The following is a 16,861-nucleotide window of genomic DNA, read 5'->3' on the forward strand; positions in this document are numbered from 1 at the left end:
ACTGCCAGCCGTGCACGATATATTTCGCACCTGCTGAGCCAGCTTCGACAGGCGCGGAATTTCGCACGAAGTCACCCAGCGCGTTCTGCCCCTGAGTTGGAATGGTAGCCTGCGCGTTGTACACAGCCGCCGTTCGTCCCTCCGTCAGTAGATTGACCTACGTGGCGATATTTCGGAACAGATCAGACAGCCTTAGAACGAGCTGCTGGGAGTCCGATGGAAGGGTGGGATTTACCTAAAGTTTCATTCGGGAGTTGTTGCCTTCAAGTCTGGCGTATACCCATCAAGAGATACCGTGCTCGGCCAGTCAATGCGAACACGATGCCACCGGGCTACGCGGAGAAAATCGAAGCGCTGCCTTGCCTAGGCAATCGTTGAGTCCTGAATCGGCGTTGATCCAAGGTCATAACGGTAGAGATTGGTCGCCTAAGCCGATGGCGGCGTGATCCGGTAGCGCGGCGTCACCCTTTTGAGCAGGGAGTAATTCGTCTCATCGCCAATATCGCCCGTCACGATGTACGAGGGGCCAGGGACGCCAGTCAAACTATAAAGCTTGTGATCCGTCGAAATAACGCCAGGGACAGTGTTGTCCGCGATCCAGAATGGCGAGTCGTAGGCAATATTCGGGAGATTGTCATACGTGCTGTACAGCGACCCAAGGCCGTCATAGGTAACCGTGCCAGAAGAGTACTGGATCACAGCCTCGATGGATCGGGAAAACTTACCCCACTTGTTTGTACGGATATTGTACACCACGCACATATCGCACACTCCGGTGCTGGCCGTGCTTGGGAAGTACCAGTAGACCAGGTCACGCGTCAGGTCCGCACCTCCCCTGATATTGGCACGCTGCTGGCCGTTTAGGTTAGTGAAGAACCACTCTCGGACGGGAGCGCCGATAGATCTAGGCACTGTGCCGTCATAGACAAAGAAGTCATTCGGTCCAACGAAGAAATGGCTCGCAGCTACAACAACGACAGCCTCCTACCCGGAACAGCCGATATCGCCCGGGATGCGTTGCCACTGCCAGATCAGCGGGGGGCCGACATACTGCCCTCGATACATGGACTTTTCTTTGTAGGCAACGACATCCGCCCCGAATTCACGCGCCGCAGTGATTGGACCAGGAGAGTCAACGATTCTGGCGTTTGCAGCTTGAGAGCCAAGCGTGGGCGTCCATGCAGTCTGGTCAAAAAGGTTGGAACACCACCATCCATCCGGCTGATCGCCGTAACTTCCCGTTTGATCTGACCAGTTGAACGCAAGTACGAAGTTGGACGCCGAGCACACGATAGATGCTGCGGGAGCCGTTGGAATATCAGAAAAGGCCCCCGATGGAGCCGCCTGCTAGATTCTCTGGGCACGATTCGTCGCGATGATGTTGCTTCCAAACATCGTGAATCGCCATGGTGAAAGGCCCGTGTATGCACCTGAGCGACTACGATCCACCCATGCACCACCGGCGATGTCATAAAGCTTGGCCTGGGTGCCCGCAACAATCCGTTTTGTTCCGTCGAGCAAGGTTCCCACATAAGCGCCCTTGCATGCGCTGTCTAATGGACTAAACCCGGCATCCACCAGGCTATTCCCGGACGAAAATCCCTTCGTGGTAGGGATGATGTTATCGCAGTCCATCAAAACGCCAGGCGTTGATGGGTCTAGGTCCGGACCAAACCCAATGAGCTAGATTGAACTCATGGGTTCACCGCCGTTGCAGGACGCATACGGGCGTTGCGAAGACGAGCCATCCTATCTGCCTTCTCAAGGGCTGCCACAGCATTGCTGTATCCCGTTCCCCATACAGGCGTACGAGGATCATCCTGAAGATAGACGCTTGCCTCAAGAAGTGCTGCATACAGGTAGATCTGTGGTTGCGCGAGGATAAGCCAGTTCTGGGGAGTCGCATCCGAAAGAGATGGGATCTTTGCGAAGTAGTGCAGTGTGTAGGCTTCTGTGCCCTAACCACCGAATGTCTGTATGGCCGTTGACCCAACACGGAAATTGCGCGGCACACTTCCGAAGGTTCGGTTATACGATTCTGTAATCGACTGCGGCTCAAGTGAAAATTCAACGCCACCCATCTGAATTATCAGCGACCGTGCTTCCGCGAAATCCTATGGAAGCGTGGCCTGATAGTTTGCCAGCACGCCAGAGAGGGCCGCATCCATCTGGCGGACACGAATCTCTGCTGAGATCCTTGCCTCAGCAAGCTGGATGAAGTCAGGGATGCGAGCCGCCAAGTCAGCACGCGAAAGCCAAGCCGCCACCGCCGCCTGTAACGTGCTGTAGTCATTAATCATTAGACGCGCCCCTTCCAGATGCGAAAGTCAGCGTTATCGGGATCGTTCAGGAGGTTTTTCAGGTGCTGGGGATCTTGCCAGAACTGGTCGTAGGTGATGCCGCGCTTGTTCATGTAGGCATAGACATGAAAGTCGTGAACCTCCATAGCCAGCTTCATATCCTTGGTCCCTACGTCACCAGCACTGCTCATCGCCTTGGCTTTGTCGGCAAGGGACGTCAGGTCGGCCGTGTAGGCAACCGTCATCTTGTCATCGTCAAGGACAACCTGTGTGCGCATCAGACGTCCAAGGGAGAAATGTGGACAGTTCCCGTCGCCGAATCCTGAATAACGGCGAAGTACGGCATGTTGATTGTGCGGAAACGATAGATGCCTGCGGGCTACAGAAGCCAGTCGGTAGCAACTGCGGTAGGTGCCGCCGTAGCACTGAAGCGAATGTGCGCAGCCTGAGTGGCCGTGACGTACACGTAGTCAGGAGGAAGTCCGTCCGACCCAAGAGGAAGCGAGCCGCTGACCGATGTTGCACCCGTCGTCGTATTGCTGCCCGTCTTGGTGACAGCGTAGGTATTAGTGATGAATTCCATGATTTCCCCAAGTCGGGAGGGGCCCGAAGGCCCCTCCCTGTGGTGAATTAGCTCAGGTCAGCGACCAGTGCCGAAGCCGCCTCATTCGAGGCCTGCAACGCGTACTCACAAACCATCGCGTACTTGTAGCCGTCGCCCGTCTGGCCGAGGTCAAGATCCTGCATCCAGCGGCCCTTAAGGGGGCGCAGCTTCCAGTGCGACATATCCGCAAGGAACGCGAAGTTGCCGATGGTGCCGGTACGAATGGGGACGATCTTGATGGGACCGAATTCCGACACGTACACCTGGAACGAGGCATGGATCTTGTTACTGTCAGCCTCTTCAAAGCGCGTCGTGCCACCATTGAATGCCGAGGTAAGCACCTTGTCCGAAGGCCGAACAAACAGCGTGTCAGGCGAGCCGCCCTGCGTAAACGCATTCTGCATCGCCGTCTTCAGCATCGCCTCGGTAAACGTGCGATTCGTACCCGCCACTGGAGCCGTATTGGTGGCCAGAACCGGAGCAGCACCGCCCGCGCCGAACTAGACGTTAGTGGCGACCCAGCCACGCACGCCACGCGTCTGACGCGCGACCGTGGCCGAGCCAGCGTTAAAGGTCGTGTTCTGGAGCAGCGCGTACTCAATGTCCTTCTTGAGTTCCTTGCCCTGCTTCAGCTTCTGGTAGTTGATCTCATTCGGTCGGCCAGCCGACTTGATAGCCTGCTGGGTGTTGGAGATGATGAACTGAATTCGGCTGATCTGGGTGTAGTTGCCGATACGTGCGGTCGGGTTGACGGCCGCGAAGGTAGATACGTCGTCACCTTCGACCTGTGCGTTTGCACCTGCCGTACGGAGCGCATCGGTCTGCCATTCCGTGTAAGTGTTTTCGGCGGTCTCCTTGGCGAGGCCAGAGAGGAAGGGTGTTTCGGCGGGGCTGATGTTGTCGATCAGGTCGCTCAGGTCTTCACGATTGCCTTTCGCCTGGTAGGACTAAAAGGTAGTTGCCGGTGCTGCCATGGTAGTTAATTCCTATCTCGTGCATTGAGGGCGGCGAGTGCGTCCTCCAATGAGCCCGTGCGCTTCAGCTTCTGAAATGCCTGCTTGGCTGACTGGTTAGTAGGTGCATCGCCAGACTGTGCCGTAGCCTTAACGGGCTTTACCGGGGCAACCGGAGCCTGCGTTTTCTTGGCCTTGGCTTGCTGTAGTTGGTCGAAAAGCGCGGCCTTGCGGGCCACCACAATCGCGCGAGGATCGTAGACGGCGTTGATTTCGTCGTCCTGATAGCCCGCGCCACGCAGAACACCCGCGACCATAGCGGCCTCTTGCGCCTGCTTATTGTGATCCCTCCACTCCGGGATGAGATTCAGGAGCTGTTCCTGTTTCTCGGCCACGAATTCAGGCGAAGGGGGCTGATTTGCTGCTGTGACTTGCGACTTCTGAAATTCATCAGCCGCCCGGAAGGCCTCAAACAAGCGACCCTGCTTTTCATCGAAGCGAGCCCTTGCCTGGATATAAGCCACCGGATCAGTTTCCAGCAACTGCGACAACTCGGCTTTGTCCCCTACGAGTTCCTGTGCCAAAAGGTTGACCATCGAATGCAATCGGTTGGCCGTCTATGACAGCTCCTATGCCTTCGCGGTAGCAGCCTCATGGAACTGGGCTTTCTCTTGTGCGTGACTTGCCGTCTTCTGGCGGTAATCCGCCTCCCGCGAGTATCCCGCGAGCAGTTCCGACTGCGTTACATTCAGAACCTTTCCCTGCACCTTGACCTGATAGACAGGCTCTTCAGGCTCAGCTTCGGGATCAGCCTCGGGCTGTTCCTCCGGATCAGGTTCGGTTTCCGCCTCGTCGCCACCCTCGCTTTCGTCCTGCGACTTATCCTCCAATGTCTTCGCAGCGTCGTCCTCGTGGCCTTCTGGTTGGCCCTATTCGGGCTCATCCGGCTACTCGTTCAGTCGTGCGAATGCTTCATCAAGGCTAAGGCCGCTCGCCGCGTCGCTTGCGGTGGACGAGAGTTCCGTTTCCGGTTGACTCATGTGGTACTCCAGTTTGATTGATGCCCGTTGTGGGCGTTATTGAAACGCGTTAACTCCAAGGGTGCTCGTCCCCGATCCATGTCCCGTCACTCAGTCGGACGGCGAAATGGGAGCCCTTCTTTACCTATACCCCGCAGGAGATGTGCGGCCAGTTCGATGAGTGCGGGTCAAAAGTAACGTAAGCCCGCACGGGCCGGTTCCCCTCATCTATCAAGTAGGTAAGTCGTTCTGAGAGTTCAGCCCAATCGCCCGGGAAGCCTTCCGCACGAGGAACTGTCTGGCCACCTGTCCCGTCTGCGCGACCGACTGAAGTTGCGTCTTTACCATGCCTAGCGCCTTTAGCATGCGCCATATGTTCTCCCTCTCATCGTTGTCTTTATAGGATGTGGCCTCCCACCGCTTTCGGAGATTGTCCTCCACCGCATCAAAGCACTCTTGGTACAACTCGTCTTTCAGCAGCTGGTCGGCCCTGTCGCCACGCGAACCGAGCTTCATTGCCATCTGGTCGTCCATCAAATGGGCTCCTGTGATTCTTGGTAGGCCGCATCCTCGCTGGCGGTACTGGCATCCTTTGCGCCCATGGCCTTAGCGGCCAGGATCTTCGCCTCCGCGTTAATTCTGGCTACCTCAATGGCCGTCTACTGCGCCATCTGAGCCTTTGCCATGGCGAGCTGGTATTCAAGGTTGGCCTTCTCTCGCGCAAGAGCCAGATCGTTCTGCGCCTGCATGCGATTGCGCTCAGCTTCAAGCTGGGTCCGCGCCTGTGTCTCCTGCGCCTGATATTCCTGGCGCATCCTCTCTACCTCTACATCACCCTGCTGCTTCTGAGCCTGTAGCTGTCCCTTCTGCTGAAGCTCGGCCATCTTCGCCTGCGATTCGGCCTGCACCTTGGCCATTCCCGGATCAGGTTGCTGAGGCGGCGGCGGGGCGTTCTGCGGGTTCGTGATGTATTGATCGGGATTGTGCTCGCCAGACGCTTTAATGAGTTTGGAGAGTAGGTTGTAAACATTCTCAGGTGCGACCAGACCGGGGATTGCTCCGCCTGCCTGCTGCACCGCATTCCCGATCAGCATCAGGTTCTGTACCTGCTCTTTCTTGCTCGCCGTGCCGATGCCCACAGATACGGTCATGTCGTACTTCGTGGCCCACGCACGAGGGTTGATGGCAAGCCACTCACCGTCAACCATGATCTGGTCGTGTCGATTCATGTGCTGGGTGATGCACTTCAGCATGAGCGACCACACACGCTTAAGACCACCCTCAGCAAGGTTGCGCGCGATCAGCTCAATGCGCTGCTGGCCCTGATTGAGAAGCGACTCCACTCCTTCTGAGCCAAGGGCCGATTTCGACAGCTCGCCACCAGTAAGCCCCTGGTTGAAGCTAGACACGCCGCTACGGCCATCGCGCACCGTCGAGTAGTAGTCAAGCATGGACAGGCCAGCCTGCCCCACAAACGGCGTCACAAGCTCGCTTACGCTGCCCTGCACGTCATCCGTCAGGACAATCCCGTTTGGCTGCGCATGGATCAGGGCGTCAAGATCAGTATTGCTGTTGGCGTTCACCAGCTTTCGCGGGTTGTTCGCCATGTACAGGTTATCGAGAACCTGGCGCGTCACTGCCGTTTTGATGCGCTGGAGATCTTCCAGAAGGTCGTAGATGCCTATGCCCACCAGCTTGTACGGCATGAGCAGACAGTCGAACATGGCAAACGGATGGCCGTCGCACACCTCGTTCTCGAAGATGTATGAGCCCGACTTTACGATATGACGGTACTCGGCAACCCCATCGCCATCGAAGTCAACGCGCATGTAGACATCTTGCAGGTCAACGACGCGCTGACTCTTCTCGGGTGCCGGAATCGTGTCCCAACTGTCGTCGTAATCGCCTCGCTCTATGGGCTCTTCGGTGATGTTGTTCAGATCATCGGAAAGCTGCTCAACTTTTTTCCGGTCATATCCCAAGCTAATCAGGTCGGAAATGGTCTTCTCTTCCCGATGCTCGATATAACGGAGATCCTCGATCAGTCGAGATTCCTTGCTAGTACGCATGCGCTCAGGCGGGACGCCCTCGATAACAACCTTGGACTAGTCCTTTACGCGCTTCGCCTTGATGTTGAAAACTCGCTCCTGCTGAGGCTGAAGCGGCATGGCCACTGGGTTGCCACCACCCAGAGCATCGGGCGGAAGCATCGGCTGGGGCGGCTGGTCGGATACATTCGGCATGCCGATTGCAGAAACCTCTTCTACCTCAACAATCTCTATCTCTGGGTCCTGACGAAGTGCCTCAAGGTCAACCTCAGAAAGACCCTCATAGGTTTCGTCTTCGTCAACGTGTGTCTCGTCCCAATAGACTTTAACGAACGCATGCCGAGATATCAGCGCGGACTTAATGGCATCGGAAAGCGTGTAGTAGCCAGGGTTTTTACGCCAAAAAAGGTAGGAGCAGTACTCGCTAGCGGCCTTAACCTGATCCTCATCGCCCTAACACGTCGGCTCAAACTTGATGACCGCATCAGATCCAGCAAACGTCCGCATCAGGGTTGGATGAATCCATTCCACGACCTCCTGCACATCCTTAGACACGACGCGACTGCGTCCGTCCGTATCGGGAGGCGCAAGGTCACCCTTTGCCTCCCCCATATAGAACGACATGGCCACCGCTCGGTCGCGAGACAGACGGTCGTTAGCACCGATGCCGTTTGCACTCTCGGTCTCGATCAGAGCGCACAGCTCGGTATCGGTCATCTTCTTTTTCATGCTATCCCGAGTCGTGGGTAAATGAGTTTCTTCGTGCTGGTCGTTGAGTGCGATGTATGGTCAACCGCCATCAGGCCGAAAGCATCCGAGCCGTGGCTAGACCAGTCGTGGCAAGGACCGAGTCCGACACCGCGAATCTCGTCCTTCTTTTCGTGATACCAGCCAAGGGCATCACGACCGGCCTCCGTCGTTTCGGCATTGAACCAGCACTGGGGAAGAATGCGCCTGACCGTCTCAACGCGGGTATTGGCAGCACCTGCACCTATATTCGGCACTACCCTCACCTGAAATCCGGCCTGCCTAAGCGTGCTTTCGTAGCTGACCCGATAAACCTTGTCGTGCGTCGCTCCGTCATGGGGAAGTACGCACAGTGCCTTGTCATATTTTTTTGACCTCAGCCAGTCGATGTGCGTTGCCAGCTCCTGGCCAACGGCCTCGTAGTAGTCGAGGACGCGAATCTCTTTGCCGACGAACTACACGATCCAGATAGCGCACGCATCAGCCTTTGCCCCAGTACCGCCGATGTCCCAGTAAGCACGGAGCGTCATCAGTTGGTCGGCACTCAGCCTCCCTATGCGTCCGTCATCCTTGGCATCTGCAAGGCCCTTGGCGAAGTAAGCGCCCTCTACCGCCGTCTTGAATCCGCCCTCCCAAACATGATCGTAACTATCAGGACGCTCCGTCTTGTCCTTCTGCCTCAATCGCTCCAGGATCGCCGGGAACCACGGGTTGTCACGCCAATTGCACTCCACGACCTTCACGCGCGGGTCTTTTGCCTCACGGAACCTAAGATGTGTCGCGCTGTTCTTGCGCTCGGGATTCCACGTCACCCATAGCTCGCTGTCTTCCTCGCGAAGCGTTGGCAGCAACTTGACCCACGCCGTCTCGGTGACGGGCTCAGCCTCATCTACCCATGCCAGCTTAATGCGTGCCTTCGACTTGATGCTGTCGATATTGCGATCAAGGCCGGTGAACTTGTAGGCAATGCGACCCGACTTCGTGCGCACATACTTTTCGCCGATGTCGAAATGCGGCCTGAGCCACGCCTCTGACTCAATAGCCGCCTTGATTTCCTCAAGGGAGGAATCGTCCAGCGAGTTCATGAACTGACGGCCGCACAGAATGATCCCCTCGTCACCGGCCTAATCCCACATGTAGGCTCGCACAGCCGTCATCTTCGCGAAGCTGCGCGTCTTGGCTGAACCTCGCCCACCGTAAGCCCCACGAACGTCTGCGTCGCCCGTAAACACGTCGATGAGTTTAGGCGGCAACTCAAGCTTTATCGTTGACACCGGGAACCAGTTCAATTCTCAGGATGTGGGCCAACGGACTATCGCTATCGCCGGAAACCTCAACAGACTGACGGGGCTTGCCCCAACCTCGGTCAAGCAACGTCTCCGCCGCCTTCACACGCGCAGCTGGCGGCTTTCCGTCGTCCATGGCAATTCCGATAAGCACGCCCAATGCAGCGAGCGTGTGCTCGCGGGCAGCGTCCTACACCTCAGCAAGAAGCTTAGGTCTGCCACCTGGGTTGCCCGATTGTCCTTTCTCGAAAGCCATTGTTCTCTGTTGTTCTCAGTTCAGGTAAGTGCGCCGTTCAGGATCTAGCCGTGTTCATGAAACATGAACTGAGCCGATTGGATCGGAGATTCGGCTCAACCTCGGGCCACCAGTCTTCCGTAACCTCTTCGCCGGTATCAGCGTTGATGTAGATAGGGCCCAGCGCTGTACCCAAAGTGGCGGGGGTGGACAGAATCGAACTGTCATTAACGGGTTTAGAATCCGTGTCAGCGCCCAAGCGCACCCCAGCAATCTTAGTCATCGGACGGCTCATCGAGCGTCCTAAGAGATTTCGCTTGCTCGGCGTATAGGGCCTGCAAGACCACACTCAGGCGCGTCACCTCAGCAAAGTCGCCTGCATTATTGGCACTCACCAGCTGGGAATAGACTTCATCGTGGTTCATTCTCTCGGAGCCGCCACTCATACGACGACCCTGATAAGAAACTTCGTGACCTGCACAGGGTGGATGTTGTTGTGCGGCCCACTGGAACCTGCCGCCGCTGTAGAGGCTGTCGGCTGTGCGCTAACCCGATTGCTGCTGCCCAGGAGGTTCAAGGTGGCATCTGTCGCGACAGTGGTTGCCGTGTAGCTGTGCGAGTGCGAGGGCATCTGCGCAACAGTAAGTGTGTGCGTTTCCGCCCCAAGCTTTGAGCCTGCTACTCGCGACGTTCCCGTGGTGCCGCCCTCGGCCGTCTAGCCTACGCCATCGCCCATAGGAGATCGCCCCCGGAAGTCGGGGAGGTTGAACGTACTACTGCCATCGCCAGGGCCATAAGTCGTGCCGATGACGCCAAAGAGAGGGCCATACGCCACTCGATCCATAGCCGATCCATCGCACACGGCCCAGTCCGCAGGAATCTCTGTGCCCGCGTACATGATGACCATGCCCAGGAGAGATATCTGTGTGGTGCCCATCGGCTGTATCAGACTCATTATGCGGTCGCGTTCGATGGAGCAAAGTTGGCGGCCAGGTAATAGGCCAGCGCATCCCAAGTCTCGAAGGAAACGGACTGCTGGGCTGGATCGGCAGGGCTCTATACGACAGCGAAGCCGTTGAACGTCTTGACGATAGTGATTGCGGTGCCGCTCAGAAACGTCGGGATGCCAGTCATTTGATGCCTTTATGGTTTTGATTGGACCAACCGCAAATGTCCTTGCCAGTCAGGTCATGAGAAAGAATCTGCTTTGCTGTCCCATCCGTCAGCACGTCATCTTTGGACACATAGATGGGCCTTGCCCACTCGCACCCATCAGTCGCGTGACCACTCGTCGCGCAGCTACTGAGCAGCGGAATTATCAGGAGCGGAAGCCACAGGCACAGTAGGCGCTACAGGAAGGTTGTTAACCTAATCATCCACATGTTGACGCTTACCCCGATGCTTGCTTGCGGCCTTTTCGGCCCTCTATTCCTGAGCCTGGCGCTCATCAGATGATGCCCTGTGATGGACCCACAAGAGGCTAGAAAGCCAGAGGGCCACCACTCCGACAACGCCGTAAAGCCAACGATTCACTTACCGTCCTCCGCATCGCAATCGCAAGGCCCCGGAATGTGTGCTGGAGACCTACTGGTTGCGCAGTCACTACTGTGCGTTACCTTGCCGCTCTGCCGTATGTATTCGGCCGCTAAACACTCGTTAAGAAGTCCGGCTGCCATCGACGCCTGGTAGTTAGTCATCGCCGGGGCTCCCCATGACCATCATGACAACGACGATGCCAATCGCCCATGGCAGGACTTTAAGGAGAATGATGGCCATATCCGACCTACTCATACTCTTCAGCGGTGAAGACGATAGGCAGTGATCCCATCAATTTAAATTGGACGCCTTCGTACACCTTGCTAAGGCAGAAACTTGTCACACCTACAATGTCACCCTAAGCGTCGAAGATCCCGGACCCAGAATCGCCAAAGAATCCGTTGACGTCATAGATAGTGACCAGCCTTCCATTGTCACTATCAAAACCTGCAACGCGTCCCAGTCGGAACATATCGTTCAAAAAACCGGGGTTCCCCCATAGGAAGACCTCATCGCCCTGCTTCGGTGAGCTGCCGATATGCGACCAGTGGCTGAAGGTCGTCGTAACAACCAAGAGCGTGTGGTCGTTCCCGTCATCAACGCTTCGTACAACTTGGGCCGGTATGCCGTTAATCGTCAAACTGACAAGGCCGACGAAACAGTGGGTGGCGGACAAAATCACGTGTGGACCTACCGCCGTACCACTGCAAACGCCATCCCCATTCATCTCTAGCCGAAGGGTCGTCATGTGGGATCGTGCGAACACATCGGAAGGAGGAGCATGCGCGCAGGCCCCCAGAGCAAGAGCAAGCATGAAAGCCAGGGCTGCGCAGATTTTCATATTTCTTTCTCAGACCGACTGGCGGTCATAGTGATGGCCACCCAGGGCCGTTTTTTCCCTTTCGCGCTCAATCCTTCACGCACAAACGATATTCAGCGTTACGACGATTGACGAGGCCCTGAATCTTGCGGCCCTTGGCGTACACCCAAAGAAGGATCGCCTGGCACGAGCCAGGGAGATCCCCCGCATTGGCCAACTTAGCTGCGGTGGAACGGCAGAAAGCCTACACACCGATATTGAAGGTCAGAGAAGTGAAAGCTGCCGCCTGGTTAACAGTCAGGGGCGCCCTGTTAACACATGAAGCTACTCCAGAAGCGGCAATTGTGATGTCTCGCTTGAACCATGCGTCGCACTGATACTCGTCGTAATACTTGCCGAGGATGACCTCCGGCCCCGTGTGTCCAGTGCATGCCGTGGTAATCCCGACAACATCGGAATACGCCACATGACGCACACCCTCCCACGGCTTGATAAAGGCCATGGAAACGGCGACGACTGCGGCAAGTGACCCACCAATGATCTTAGGGTTTGGGCGCATGCGCGACTCGCCAGGCCTGATACCACTTGTAGATCTTCTCCGCGATCAGGAAGCACGTGTACATGCTCGCCACGACGTAGGAAAAAGTATCCCACTAGAAGCCCATCAAGGAAGTTCCTACGAACCCCACGATGGGAGTTGACTTGACCGCATCGGCGATGTGTTCAGCCTGCATATGCGGCCTCGATTAGTTATAACGAAATGGTCCGGACGGGACCACCAGTGAATGGGTCGAGCTTGGCGGCAATGCGCACGGCATCGGCCGCTGACTTGCCGGAGATCATGGCAGCCATGGCGAACTGCTGACCCGAACCTGCCGCAAACGTTCGCGAAACCTCATAGGGGATCATGCGGTCAGCCTCCAGGCAGAATACGCGCCTACGCCCGACGATGATGTACACGCCACCGTCGTCATCATCACTCGCGCAGAGTGGCGAAAAATCGCCTGACTCAACCTGAGCGAATGCCCTATCAAGCAAGTCCAATCGTCCGCACGCCCCGAACAGCGATCCAGCATGCGGGCCGATGGATACCTTTCTTATCTTGTTACTCGTACTGAACTTGAAGTTGCCCGTTACCTGCGAATCGGCTGCCAGAATCCCATCTTTAGTAGCAATGGTGGTCAACGAGGTGCCCTCATCTCACGCAACTCTGGCGAGAGAGAAGCGACGCTCGGCGTTCTTGTATTTTCGCTTCAAGTAGGAGGCCAGTGAGCGACCCTCATACTTCCGGCACAGGTAATCGAGCGTCAGCGGCATTTCGCAGAATGTCCCATCACGAACCTCGTTCAGCACGACAATCCCCCTCCAGTGCGAGTTAGCCATGCCCTTGTACGGCTCGTCATGCAGGTAGCAGCTACCGGCCACGATGCCGTGCCGCATCTGCCCCGTGGCGTACTGCACTGACCCTTGGAGAAGTCCCTGCACATGACCCTGCACAAACGTTGTGCCAATTTTGGCAAGGCGATTGCTGATCGTTCCGCTGATCGGCTTGCCAGTATTGGGGTTGGCGAAGTAATGGGCGTAGGTCACGCCATCAATAACTCGTGCGCCCGGAGACCCGTGTACATAGTCGATCACATCCCAGCCGAGCTTTCGATCTACGAACTGATGAAACCCTACGGCTCCGGCCCACTTGGGGCTGGACGAGATGGCACGCTCAAGTCGGTTCTCGTGATTTCCACGCAGAATTACCTTATACCCCTTCCAGCCGCCCATGGACTCGTGGAGACGAATCAGGGCCTCATTGCCCGCATCGAGATCATCCTGATACCGCAAGCCCTCAAGGTCGATGGAGCCCGGCGAACTCCACGATGACAGGCTCTCGAAGTCCCAGTGGTCGCCCAAATGAATGACCACGTCAGGCTTGTAGTCCTGAATCGCACGGCCCACCCATTCGAGGTGGTCAGTCGGAGCGCCTGGCTTGACCTGGGTGTCAGGGACAATCAAATGGCGTCGAGGCTTCATCAGTCTTCCCTGTCAGCCAGGGGGAACGAGTAGCCAGCGCTCGGCGTATGGTCCGCCTTGGCTTTCAGAACCTCATGCAGCATCCCTGACGCATTGAACAGGACCGCACAAAGGTTTTCGACTAGGCCGTCCGGCGTCGCGATACCCCGATTTTCCTCCCAAACGGCGAAGAAGTGCCGCCAGAGAGATTTCATATAGACCTCGCGGCCAATCCCCAGCTGCCAGTTGTCCGATGCTCGCTGGGAGCCGTCGGGAAGCTGGCGATGGCGATTCATGTATTCGCCGTAGGCTCGGATGGTGAGCGGGCTCAAAAATCCCTCGAAGTCGATTTTTCCCGCATCTTCGTCCCTGGTCGCGCCGGTATCGAACTGGCGGACTGAACGATGCTGCTTCCCGGCGTCGCCATCGCTAATAGCTGAGCTAGCAAACACCGAACCTACCGGTCCAATCGTTCCGCGAATCATGCTGCCTCCCGAAAGGCTTGTGTAGGGTGCCGGTGCCCTGATTCGGGCAGGGCGGGCTGTGCGCCTCAACCGGCATAGAAGTGGAGCGTCCGACCCGAATCGAACGGGCATCTCTCGCTTGGAAGGCGGCGGCTCTACCATTGAGCTACGTACGCATGTTTCCGCTTACCGGATACGGAGCGCCCCACCAGGCGCGGCCCGCCATTGCGGCGGTAAACTCGGGCGTCTTCTGGCGTTGCCATAGCACCTAGCATTCGCTGTGTTGGCAGAGGCTTGCCCGAGTATGCGAGGGCATTTCTTCTGCCCACGGATAATTTATGCGGCGTTATGGAGATTGCCGCAGTGAGGAAAAAAATATTTACGCCACCAGTCGCGCATCTCGAATCACTGCGGCGTATTGATGTTCAAGCTCAGCCTGGTAGTTCTTCAGGCCTACGGCCATGGTCGCTGCAAGCTCACCCCGGATGCGCTGGTACTTGGTATGCCACACCCTGAGCCGCTCTGCCGTCACGCTAGCTGGATCACCGTATCGTCCCGTGATGACGAACTCCAGGGCATCTATGCCAGCCTGTGAAACCCAGTTATTTCTGCGTCCACGGGGGGCAACAACCGCGTGGCCATTTCCTTTACGCGCCCTGACATAGGCACGGGCCATGCCGATAGCCCATGCGGCGAGACGCCGATCAAAAATCGTGTCCCCGCGAACAATCCGCGAGTAAAGTTCCCAGCCGGGGTACTCGGGGGCGAACATCTTCGCGGCCCGATTGATGGCATCCACACATTCATCAGAAAGTTCAGGCATTGAGAACGCATCTTCTGCGCTCATCATCTCAACCCCAAGAATCCCCCGGCAATTATTCATGCTGCCTTCCTTTCCGTGTAATCCGCTGCCCGCTGAATCTGAGCCCATGCCCAAGCTGGCTCGATGCCCAGAAGCTCCAGAATGTTGACGCGGCCTCCCTTCCGGGTCTTTATGAATCCCGTCTTGGCGGTCACCTCAGCCGATGGAAATTCCAGATCCGTCAACCGATTTCCGCAGTGCACCCCGAAGTGGTCAAGGACTGCGCGCTCGTAAAGTCCGAACAGGAGAGCTGCCTCACCACTATTCCAGCCACAGATCGCATCGTTCGGGCGGCGTTGCTCGCGGCTGCACAGATCGGAGGTCATCGCGATGCGGGACAGGGCTGCTTTGATATTGATAGTGTTGGTCATGACAAATCCACAATGCGCTGTTTGTAGTGGCGGCGGTTGCCCACCTTCTTGGACGTCCATCCATGAACGTGTATCGTCCACCCGGCTTTCCGACATGCCGCCAGTGCTTCGGCGTGCTCGTCGTCTGTGATCTTCTTAACGCGCGCCGCCACTCCTGTAGAAGTCGTCTGGATCGCGATGGTTCCTAGATCGCCCACTCCGATCAGGTCGAACATTCCATACAAGTCAACGCGCTTACGGGAAAAGCTGTTGTAGTACTCAACAATCCAAGGCACGTACCCCATGGATCGCATCCATGCGAGGCTGTTTTGCGTAGGTGAGTTCACGTCACCTCCATCAGTGCACCCGCCCGGCAGTCGAATATGCCCACTGCTCGGCACCCGAACGAATGAGGTTCGAGTAGGCCTGCTTCGAGTCATCAAGCCTGATGCGAAGGTCGATGTTTTCGGATGCCATGCCGAGATATTTCTCTTCGGAATCGGCAAGTCGTTCCTGGAGAATCTGTGTTTCGGCAATCCAATATCGGGCACGCATCTCCTGGACCAGGAGCATCCCGAGAAGCACCAGGGTAATTACGGTCAAGATCAGCATTTGATTAGCCCCTCATTTAGAAGTCGTACCTGAGTCCTGAAAATTCCCTCGTAAAACCATCGCTTCACGTCATCCGATGAAAGATTCCGCGTACGTCGGTCTACCTCGTCATGGCATGCCGAACAGCAATGTGCGCCGAGAATGTCCGGTGCCTTCTGCGCCCCTCCGGTAATTCCCGCGATGCGAACGTGGGCGAGAACCGTTGTGTCCGGATCGAAGTTGCAGATACCGGGCAACCTTACTTCGCAGGCACGGCCTTTAGCGGCCTTCCGGAGGTCAGCCATCTGCAAACGCCGCGAGGACGCCGGTCATAAAGCCAATGACAAGAGATCCCATAAGAACATGGCCGCCCGCGATGAGGGCGAGGCCCACGGTCTGCAAGGAAATTCCGAAAAGAAGCTTGTTGTTGCAAAATAAATTCATCACGAAACCTCACCAGGGTCAGGAATGAAGACGCCGTGCTTGGATGCGAATCGCTGCACGAAGGCCACGTAATCGGCGAACTCTCGTGCGGTTAGAACTGAACGCTTTCCGTTTTCGTCGGTAGTCGTGGTGCGCAGCGGAACCGTCACCGTCCGTTTGCCAGGAACTCGCTTTTCCTTTCCGCCGAAATACTCGATACATAGGTATTCGCTGATGTCATCTCGCTCGTATCCGGTGGCATCGCTCAGGATCTTGTAGGCCACGCCATTCAAATACCGGCACTGTGGGCTACTGCGATCTTTCCGGTATTCCTTCACTTCGACCTTGACACGCTTCCCGGGCAACGCTGCCAGCAACACGGCAGCCAGGCGACGGATATCCGACTCCCTGTCGGTTGCTGGCAGCACGGCTATCACTTCTTTACGGTGTAGGTCAGTGCGGTGGCCTGCGCGATGCGCTCGCCCCTCGTGTGATCGGCGAATTCCCGTGCCCACTTGCGAGTGCTGGCATAGGTGATAACCGCCCCCTCCTCGTTGATGACTAGCCACTTCGGGAAGTCCGTTGCCTTGACGGTGGTGCCAGTGCGGAGATTGCTCAT

21 protein-coding genes, 1 tRNA gene and 1 pseudogene are annotated in these 16,861 nt (G+C 56.8%); 1 reads left to right on the top strand and 22 read right to left on the bottom strand.

Annotated elements, in window-relative coordinates:
* Positions 1-2,114: 2,114 nt before the first annotated feature.
* From FHW69_RS07920 to FHW69_RS07975, 11 genes and pseudogenes are all read right to left on the bottom strand, one after another.
* A complete protein-coding gene (locus tag FHW69_RS07920) occupies positions 2,115-2,300 on the bottom strand; it encodes a hypothetical protein (RefSeq protein WP_183422508.1) in 186 nt (61 codons plus the stop codon).
* Positions 2,300-2,578 (bottom strand): hypothetical protein, encoded by a 279-nt coding sequence (locus FHW69_RS07925; protein ID WP_183422509.1) that lies wholly within the window; start codon positions 2,576-2,578, stop codon positions 2,300-2,302. Before FHW69_RS07925 ends, FHW69_RS07920 begins: the two co-directional genes overlap by 1 nt.
* A 101-nt stretch (positions 2,579-2,679) precedes the next feature.
* The gene (locus FHW69_RS07930; protein ID WP_183422510.1) at positions 2,680-2,883 is read right to left on the bottom strand and encodes a hypothetical protein; all 204 of its coding nucleotides are present in this window, start codon (positions 2,881-2,883) and stop codon (positions 2,680-2,682) included.
* 47 nt (positions 2,884-2,930) lie between these two features.
* Positions 2,931-3,821 (bottom strand): annotated as a pseudogene (locus tag FHW69_RS19015) (DUF5309 domain-containing protein).
* Positions 3,822-3,883: 62 nt separating this feature from the next.
* Positions 3,884-4,453, bottom strand: a complete 570-nt coding sequence (locus FHW69_RS07945; RefSeq protein WP_183422512.1) for a hypothetical protein — start codon at positions 4,451-4,453, stop codon at positions 3,884-3,886.
* A gap of 33 nt (positions 4,454-4,486) precedes the next feature.
* Positions 4,487-4,747 carry a hypothetical protein gene (locus FHW69_RS07950; protein ID WP_183422513.1) on the bottom strand — a complete coding sequence of 87 codons (261 nt, stop codon included), beginning with the start codon at positions 4,745-4,747 and terminating at the stop codon, positions 4,487-4,489.
* Positions 4,748-5,107: 360 nt separating this feature from the next.
* On the bottom strand, positions 5,108-5,410 hold the full coding sequence (locus FHW69_RS07955) for a hypothetical protein (RefSeq protein WP_183422514.1): 303 nt from the start codon (positions 5,408-5,410) through the stop codon (positions 5,108-5,110).
* A gap of 125 nt (positions 5,411-5,535) precedes the next feature.
* Entirely contained in the window at positions 5,536-6,945 is a 1,410-nt protein-coding gene (locus FHW69_RS07960) for a hypothetical protein (RefSeq protein ID WP_183422515.1), read from the bottom strand.
* Between the two features lie 432 nt (positions 6,946-7,377).
* The gene (locus tag FHW69_RS07965) at positions 7,378-7,653 is read right to left on the bottom strand and encodes a hypothetical protein (RefSeq protein ID WP_183422516.1); all 276 of its coding nucleotides are present in this window, start codon (positions 7,651-7,653) and stop codon (positions 7,378-7,380) included.
* A 473-nt stretch (positions 7,654-8,126) separates the two neighbouring features.
* Entirely contained in the window at positions 8,127-8,780 is a 654-nt protein-coding gene (locus tag FHW69_RS18870) for a phage terminase large subunit (RefSeq protein WP_343204001.1), read from the bottom strand.
* A gap of 1,127 nt (positions 8,781-9,907) precedes the next feature.
* Complete coding sequence (locus tag FHW69_RS07975; RefSeq protein WP_183422517.1) at positions 9,908-10,147, bottom strand: phage tail protein; 240 nt, start codon at positions 10,145-10,147, stop codon at positions 9,908-9,910.
* Positions 10,148-11,509: 1,362 nt separating this feature from the next.
* Between FHW69_RS07975 and FHW69_RS07980 the strand changes: the two genes are divergently transcribed.
* Positions 11,510-11,680, top strand: a complete 171-nt coding sequence (locus tag FHW69_RS07980; RefSeq protein ID WP_183422819.1) for a hypothetical protein — start codon at positions 11,510-11,512, stop codon at positions 11,678-11,680.
* A gap of 618 nt (positions 11,681-12,298) precedes the next feature.
* Here the strand turns inward: FHW69_RS07980 and FHW69_RS07990 are convergent.
* The 11 genes from FHW69_RS07990 to FHW69_RS08040 form a co-directional block, all read right to left on the bottom strand.
* Positions 12,299-12,733: a hypothetical protein gene (locus tag FHW69_RS07990; protein WP_183422518.1), complete on the bottom strand. Its 435-nt coding sequence runs from the start codon at positions 12,731-12,733 to the stop codon at positions 12,299-12,301.
* 15 nt (positions 12,734-12,748) lie between these two features.
* Entirely contained in the window at positions 12,749-13,573 is an 825-nt protein-coding gene (locus FHW69_RS07995; RefSeq protein WP_183422519.1) for a metallophosphoesterase, read from the bottom strand.
* A complete protein-coding gene (locus tag FHW69_RS08000; protein WP_183422520.1) occupies positions 13,573-14,037 on the bottom strand; it encodes a hypothetical protein in 465 nt (154 codons plus the stop codon). The genes FHW69_RS07995 and FHW69_RS08000 overlap by 1 nt, the downstream gene beginning before the upstream one ends.
* Positions 14,038-14,118: 81 nt before the next feature.
* A tRNA-Gly gene (locus FHW69_RS08005) sits at positions 14,119-14,192 on the bottom strand.
* 203 nt (positions 14,193-14,395) lie between these two features.
* Positions 14,396-14,899: a hypothetical protein gene (locus tag FHW69_RS08010; RefSeq protein WP_183422521.1), complete on the bottom strand. Its 504-nt coding sequence runs from the start codon at positions 14,897-14,899 to the stop codon at positions 14,396-14,398.
* The gene (locus FHW69_RS08015) at positions 14,896-15,249 is read right to left on the bottom strand and encodes a hypothetical protein (RefSeq protein WP_183422522.1); all 354 of its coding nucleotides are present in this window, start codon (positions 15,247-15,249) and stop codon (positions 14,896-14,898) included. Before FHW69_RS08015 ends, FHW69_RS08010 begins: the two co-directional genes overlap by 4 nt.
* Positions 15,246-15,575, bottom strand: coding sequence for a hypothetical protein (locus tag FHW69_RS08020; RefSeq protein WP_183422523.1), 330 nt, complete (start codon positions 15,573-15,575; stop codon positions 15,246-15,248). Before FHW69_RS08020 ends, FHW69_RS08015 begins: the two co-directional genes overlap by 4 nt.
* A 10-nt stretch (positions 15,576-15,585) precedes the next feature.
* On the bottom strand, positions 15,586-15,840 hold the full coding sequence (locus FHW69_RS08025) for a hypothetical protein (RefSeq protein ID WP_183422524.1): 255 nt from the start codon (positions 15,838-15,840) through the stop codon (positions 15,586-15,588).
* Positions 15,834-16,124, bottom strand: a complete 291-nt coding sequence (locus FHW69_RS08030; protein ID WP_183422525.1) for a DUF1364 domain-containing protein — start codon at positions 16,122-16,124, stop codon at positions 15,834-15,836. Before FHW69_RS08030 ends, FHW69_RS08025 begins: the two co-directional genes overlap by 7 nt.
* A gap of 138 nt (positions 16,125-16,262) precedes the next feature.
* Positions 16,263-16,670, bottom strand: coding sequence for a hypothetical protein (locus FHW69_RS08035; protein WP_183422526.1), 408 nt, complete (start codon positions 16,668-16,670; stop codon positions 16,263-16,265).
* A gap of 5 nt (positions 16,671-16,675) precedes the next feature.
* Positions 16,676-16,861, bottom strand: coding sequence for a hypothetical protein (locus FHW69_RS08040; RefSeq protein ID WP_183422527.1), 186 nt, complete (start codon positions 16,859-16,861; stop codon positions 16,676-16,678).

The sequence above is a fragment of the Luteibacter sp. Sphag1AF genome, assembly GCF_014192715.1.
Lineage (GTDB): Bacteria > Pseudomonadota > Gammaproteobacteria > Xanthomonadales > Rhodanobacteraceae > Luteibacter.

Bases quoted from the DNA above. Each gene is read 5' to 3' on its own strand.
- FHW69_RS08025 (WP_183422524.1), bottom strand. From the start codon at position 15,840: ATGCTGATCTTGACCGTAATTACCCTGGTGCTTCTCGGGATGCTCCTG.
- FHW69_RS08015 (WP_183422522.1), bottom strand. From the start codon at position 15,249: ATGACCAACACTATCAATATCAAAGCAGCCCTGTCCCGCATCGCGATG.
- FHW69_RS07965 (WP_183422516.1), bottom strand. From the start codon at position 7,653: ATGAAAAAGAAGATGACCGATACCGAGCTGTGCGCTCTGATCGAGACC.
- FHW69_RS07955 (WP_183422514.1), bottom strand. From the start codon at position 5,410: ATGGACGACCAGATGGCAATGAAGCTCGGTTCGCGTGGCGACAGGGCC.
- FHW69_RS07930 (WP_183422510.1), bottom strand. From the start codon at position 2,883: ATGGAATTCATCACTAATACCTACGCTGTCACCAAGACGGGCAGCAAT.
- FHW69_RS07925 (WP_183422509.1), bottom strand. From the start codon at position 2,578: ATGCGCACACAGGTTGTCCTTGACGATGACAAGATGACGGTTGCCTAC.
- FHW69_RS07960 (WP_183422515.1), bottom strand. From the start codon at position 6,945: ATGCGTACTAGCAAGGAATCTCGACTGATCGAGGATCTCCGTTATATC.
- FHW69_RS08010 (WP_183422521.1), bottom strand. From the start codon at position 14,899: ATGAATAATTGCCGGGGGATTCTTGGGGTTGAGATGATGAGCGCAGAA.
- FHW69_RS07980 (WP_183422819.1), top strand. From the start codon at position 11,510: ATGCGCGCAGGCCCCCAGAGCAAGAGCAAGCATGAAAGCCAGGGCTGC.
- FHW69_RS07975 (WP_183422517.1), bottom strand. From the start codon at position 10,147: ATGAGTCTGATACAGCCGATGGGCACCACACAGATATCTCTCCTGGGC.
- FHW69_RS08040 (WP_183422527.1), bottom strand. From the start codon at position 16,861: ATGAGCAATCTCCGCACTGGCACCACCGTCAAGGCAACGGACTTCCCG.
- FHW69_RS08030 (WP_183422525.1), bottom strand. From the start codon at position 16,124: ATGGCTGACCTCCGGAAGGCCGCTAAAGGCCGTGCCTGCGAAGTAAGG.
- FHW69_RS07945 (WP_183422512.1), bottom strand. From the start codon at position 4,453: ATGGTCAACCTTTTGGCACAGGAACTCGTAGGGGACAAAGCCGAGTTG.
- FHW69_RS08000 (WP_183422520.1), bottom strand. From the start codon at position 14,037: ATGATTCGCGGAACGATTGGACCGGTAGGTTCGGTGTTTGCTAGCTCA.
- FHW69_RS07920 (WP_183422508.1), bottom strand. From the start codon at position 2,300: ATGATTAATGACTACAGCACGTTACAGGCGGCGGTGGCGGCTTGGCTT.
- FHW69_RS07995 (WP_183422519.1), bottom strand. From the start codon at position 13,573: ATGAAGCCTCGACGCCATTTGATTGTCCCTGACACCCAGGTCAAGCCA.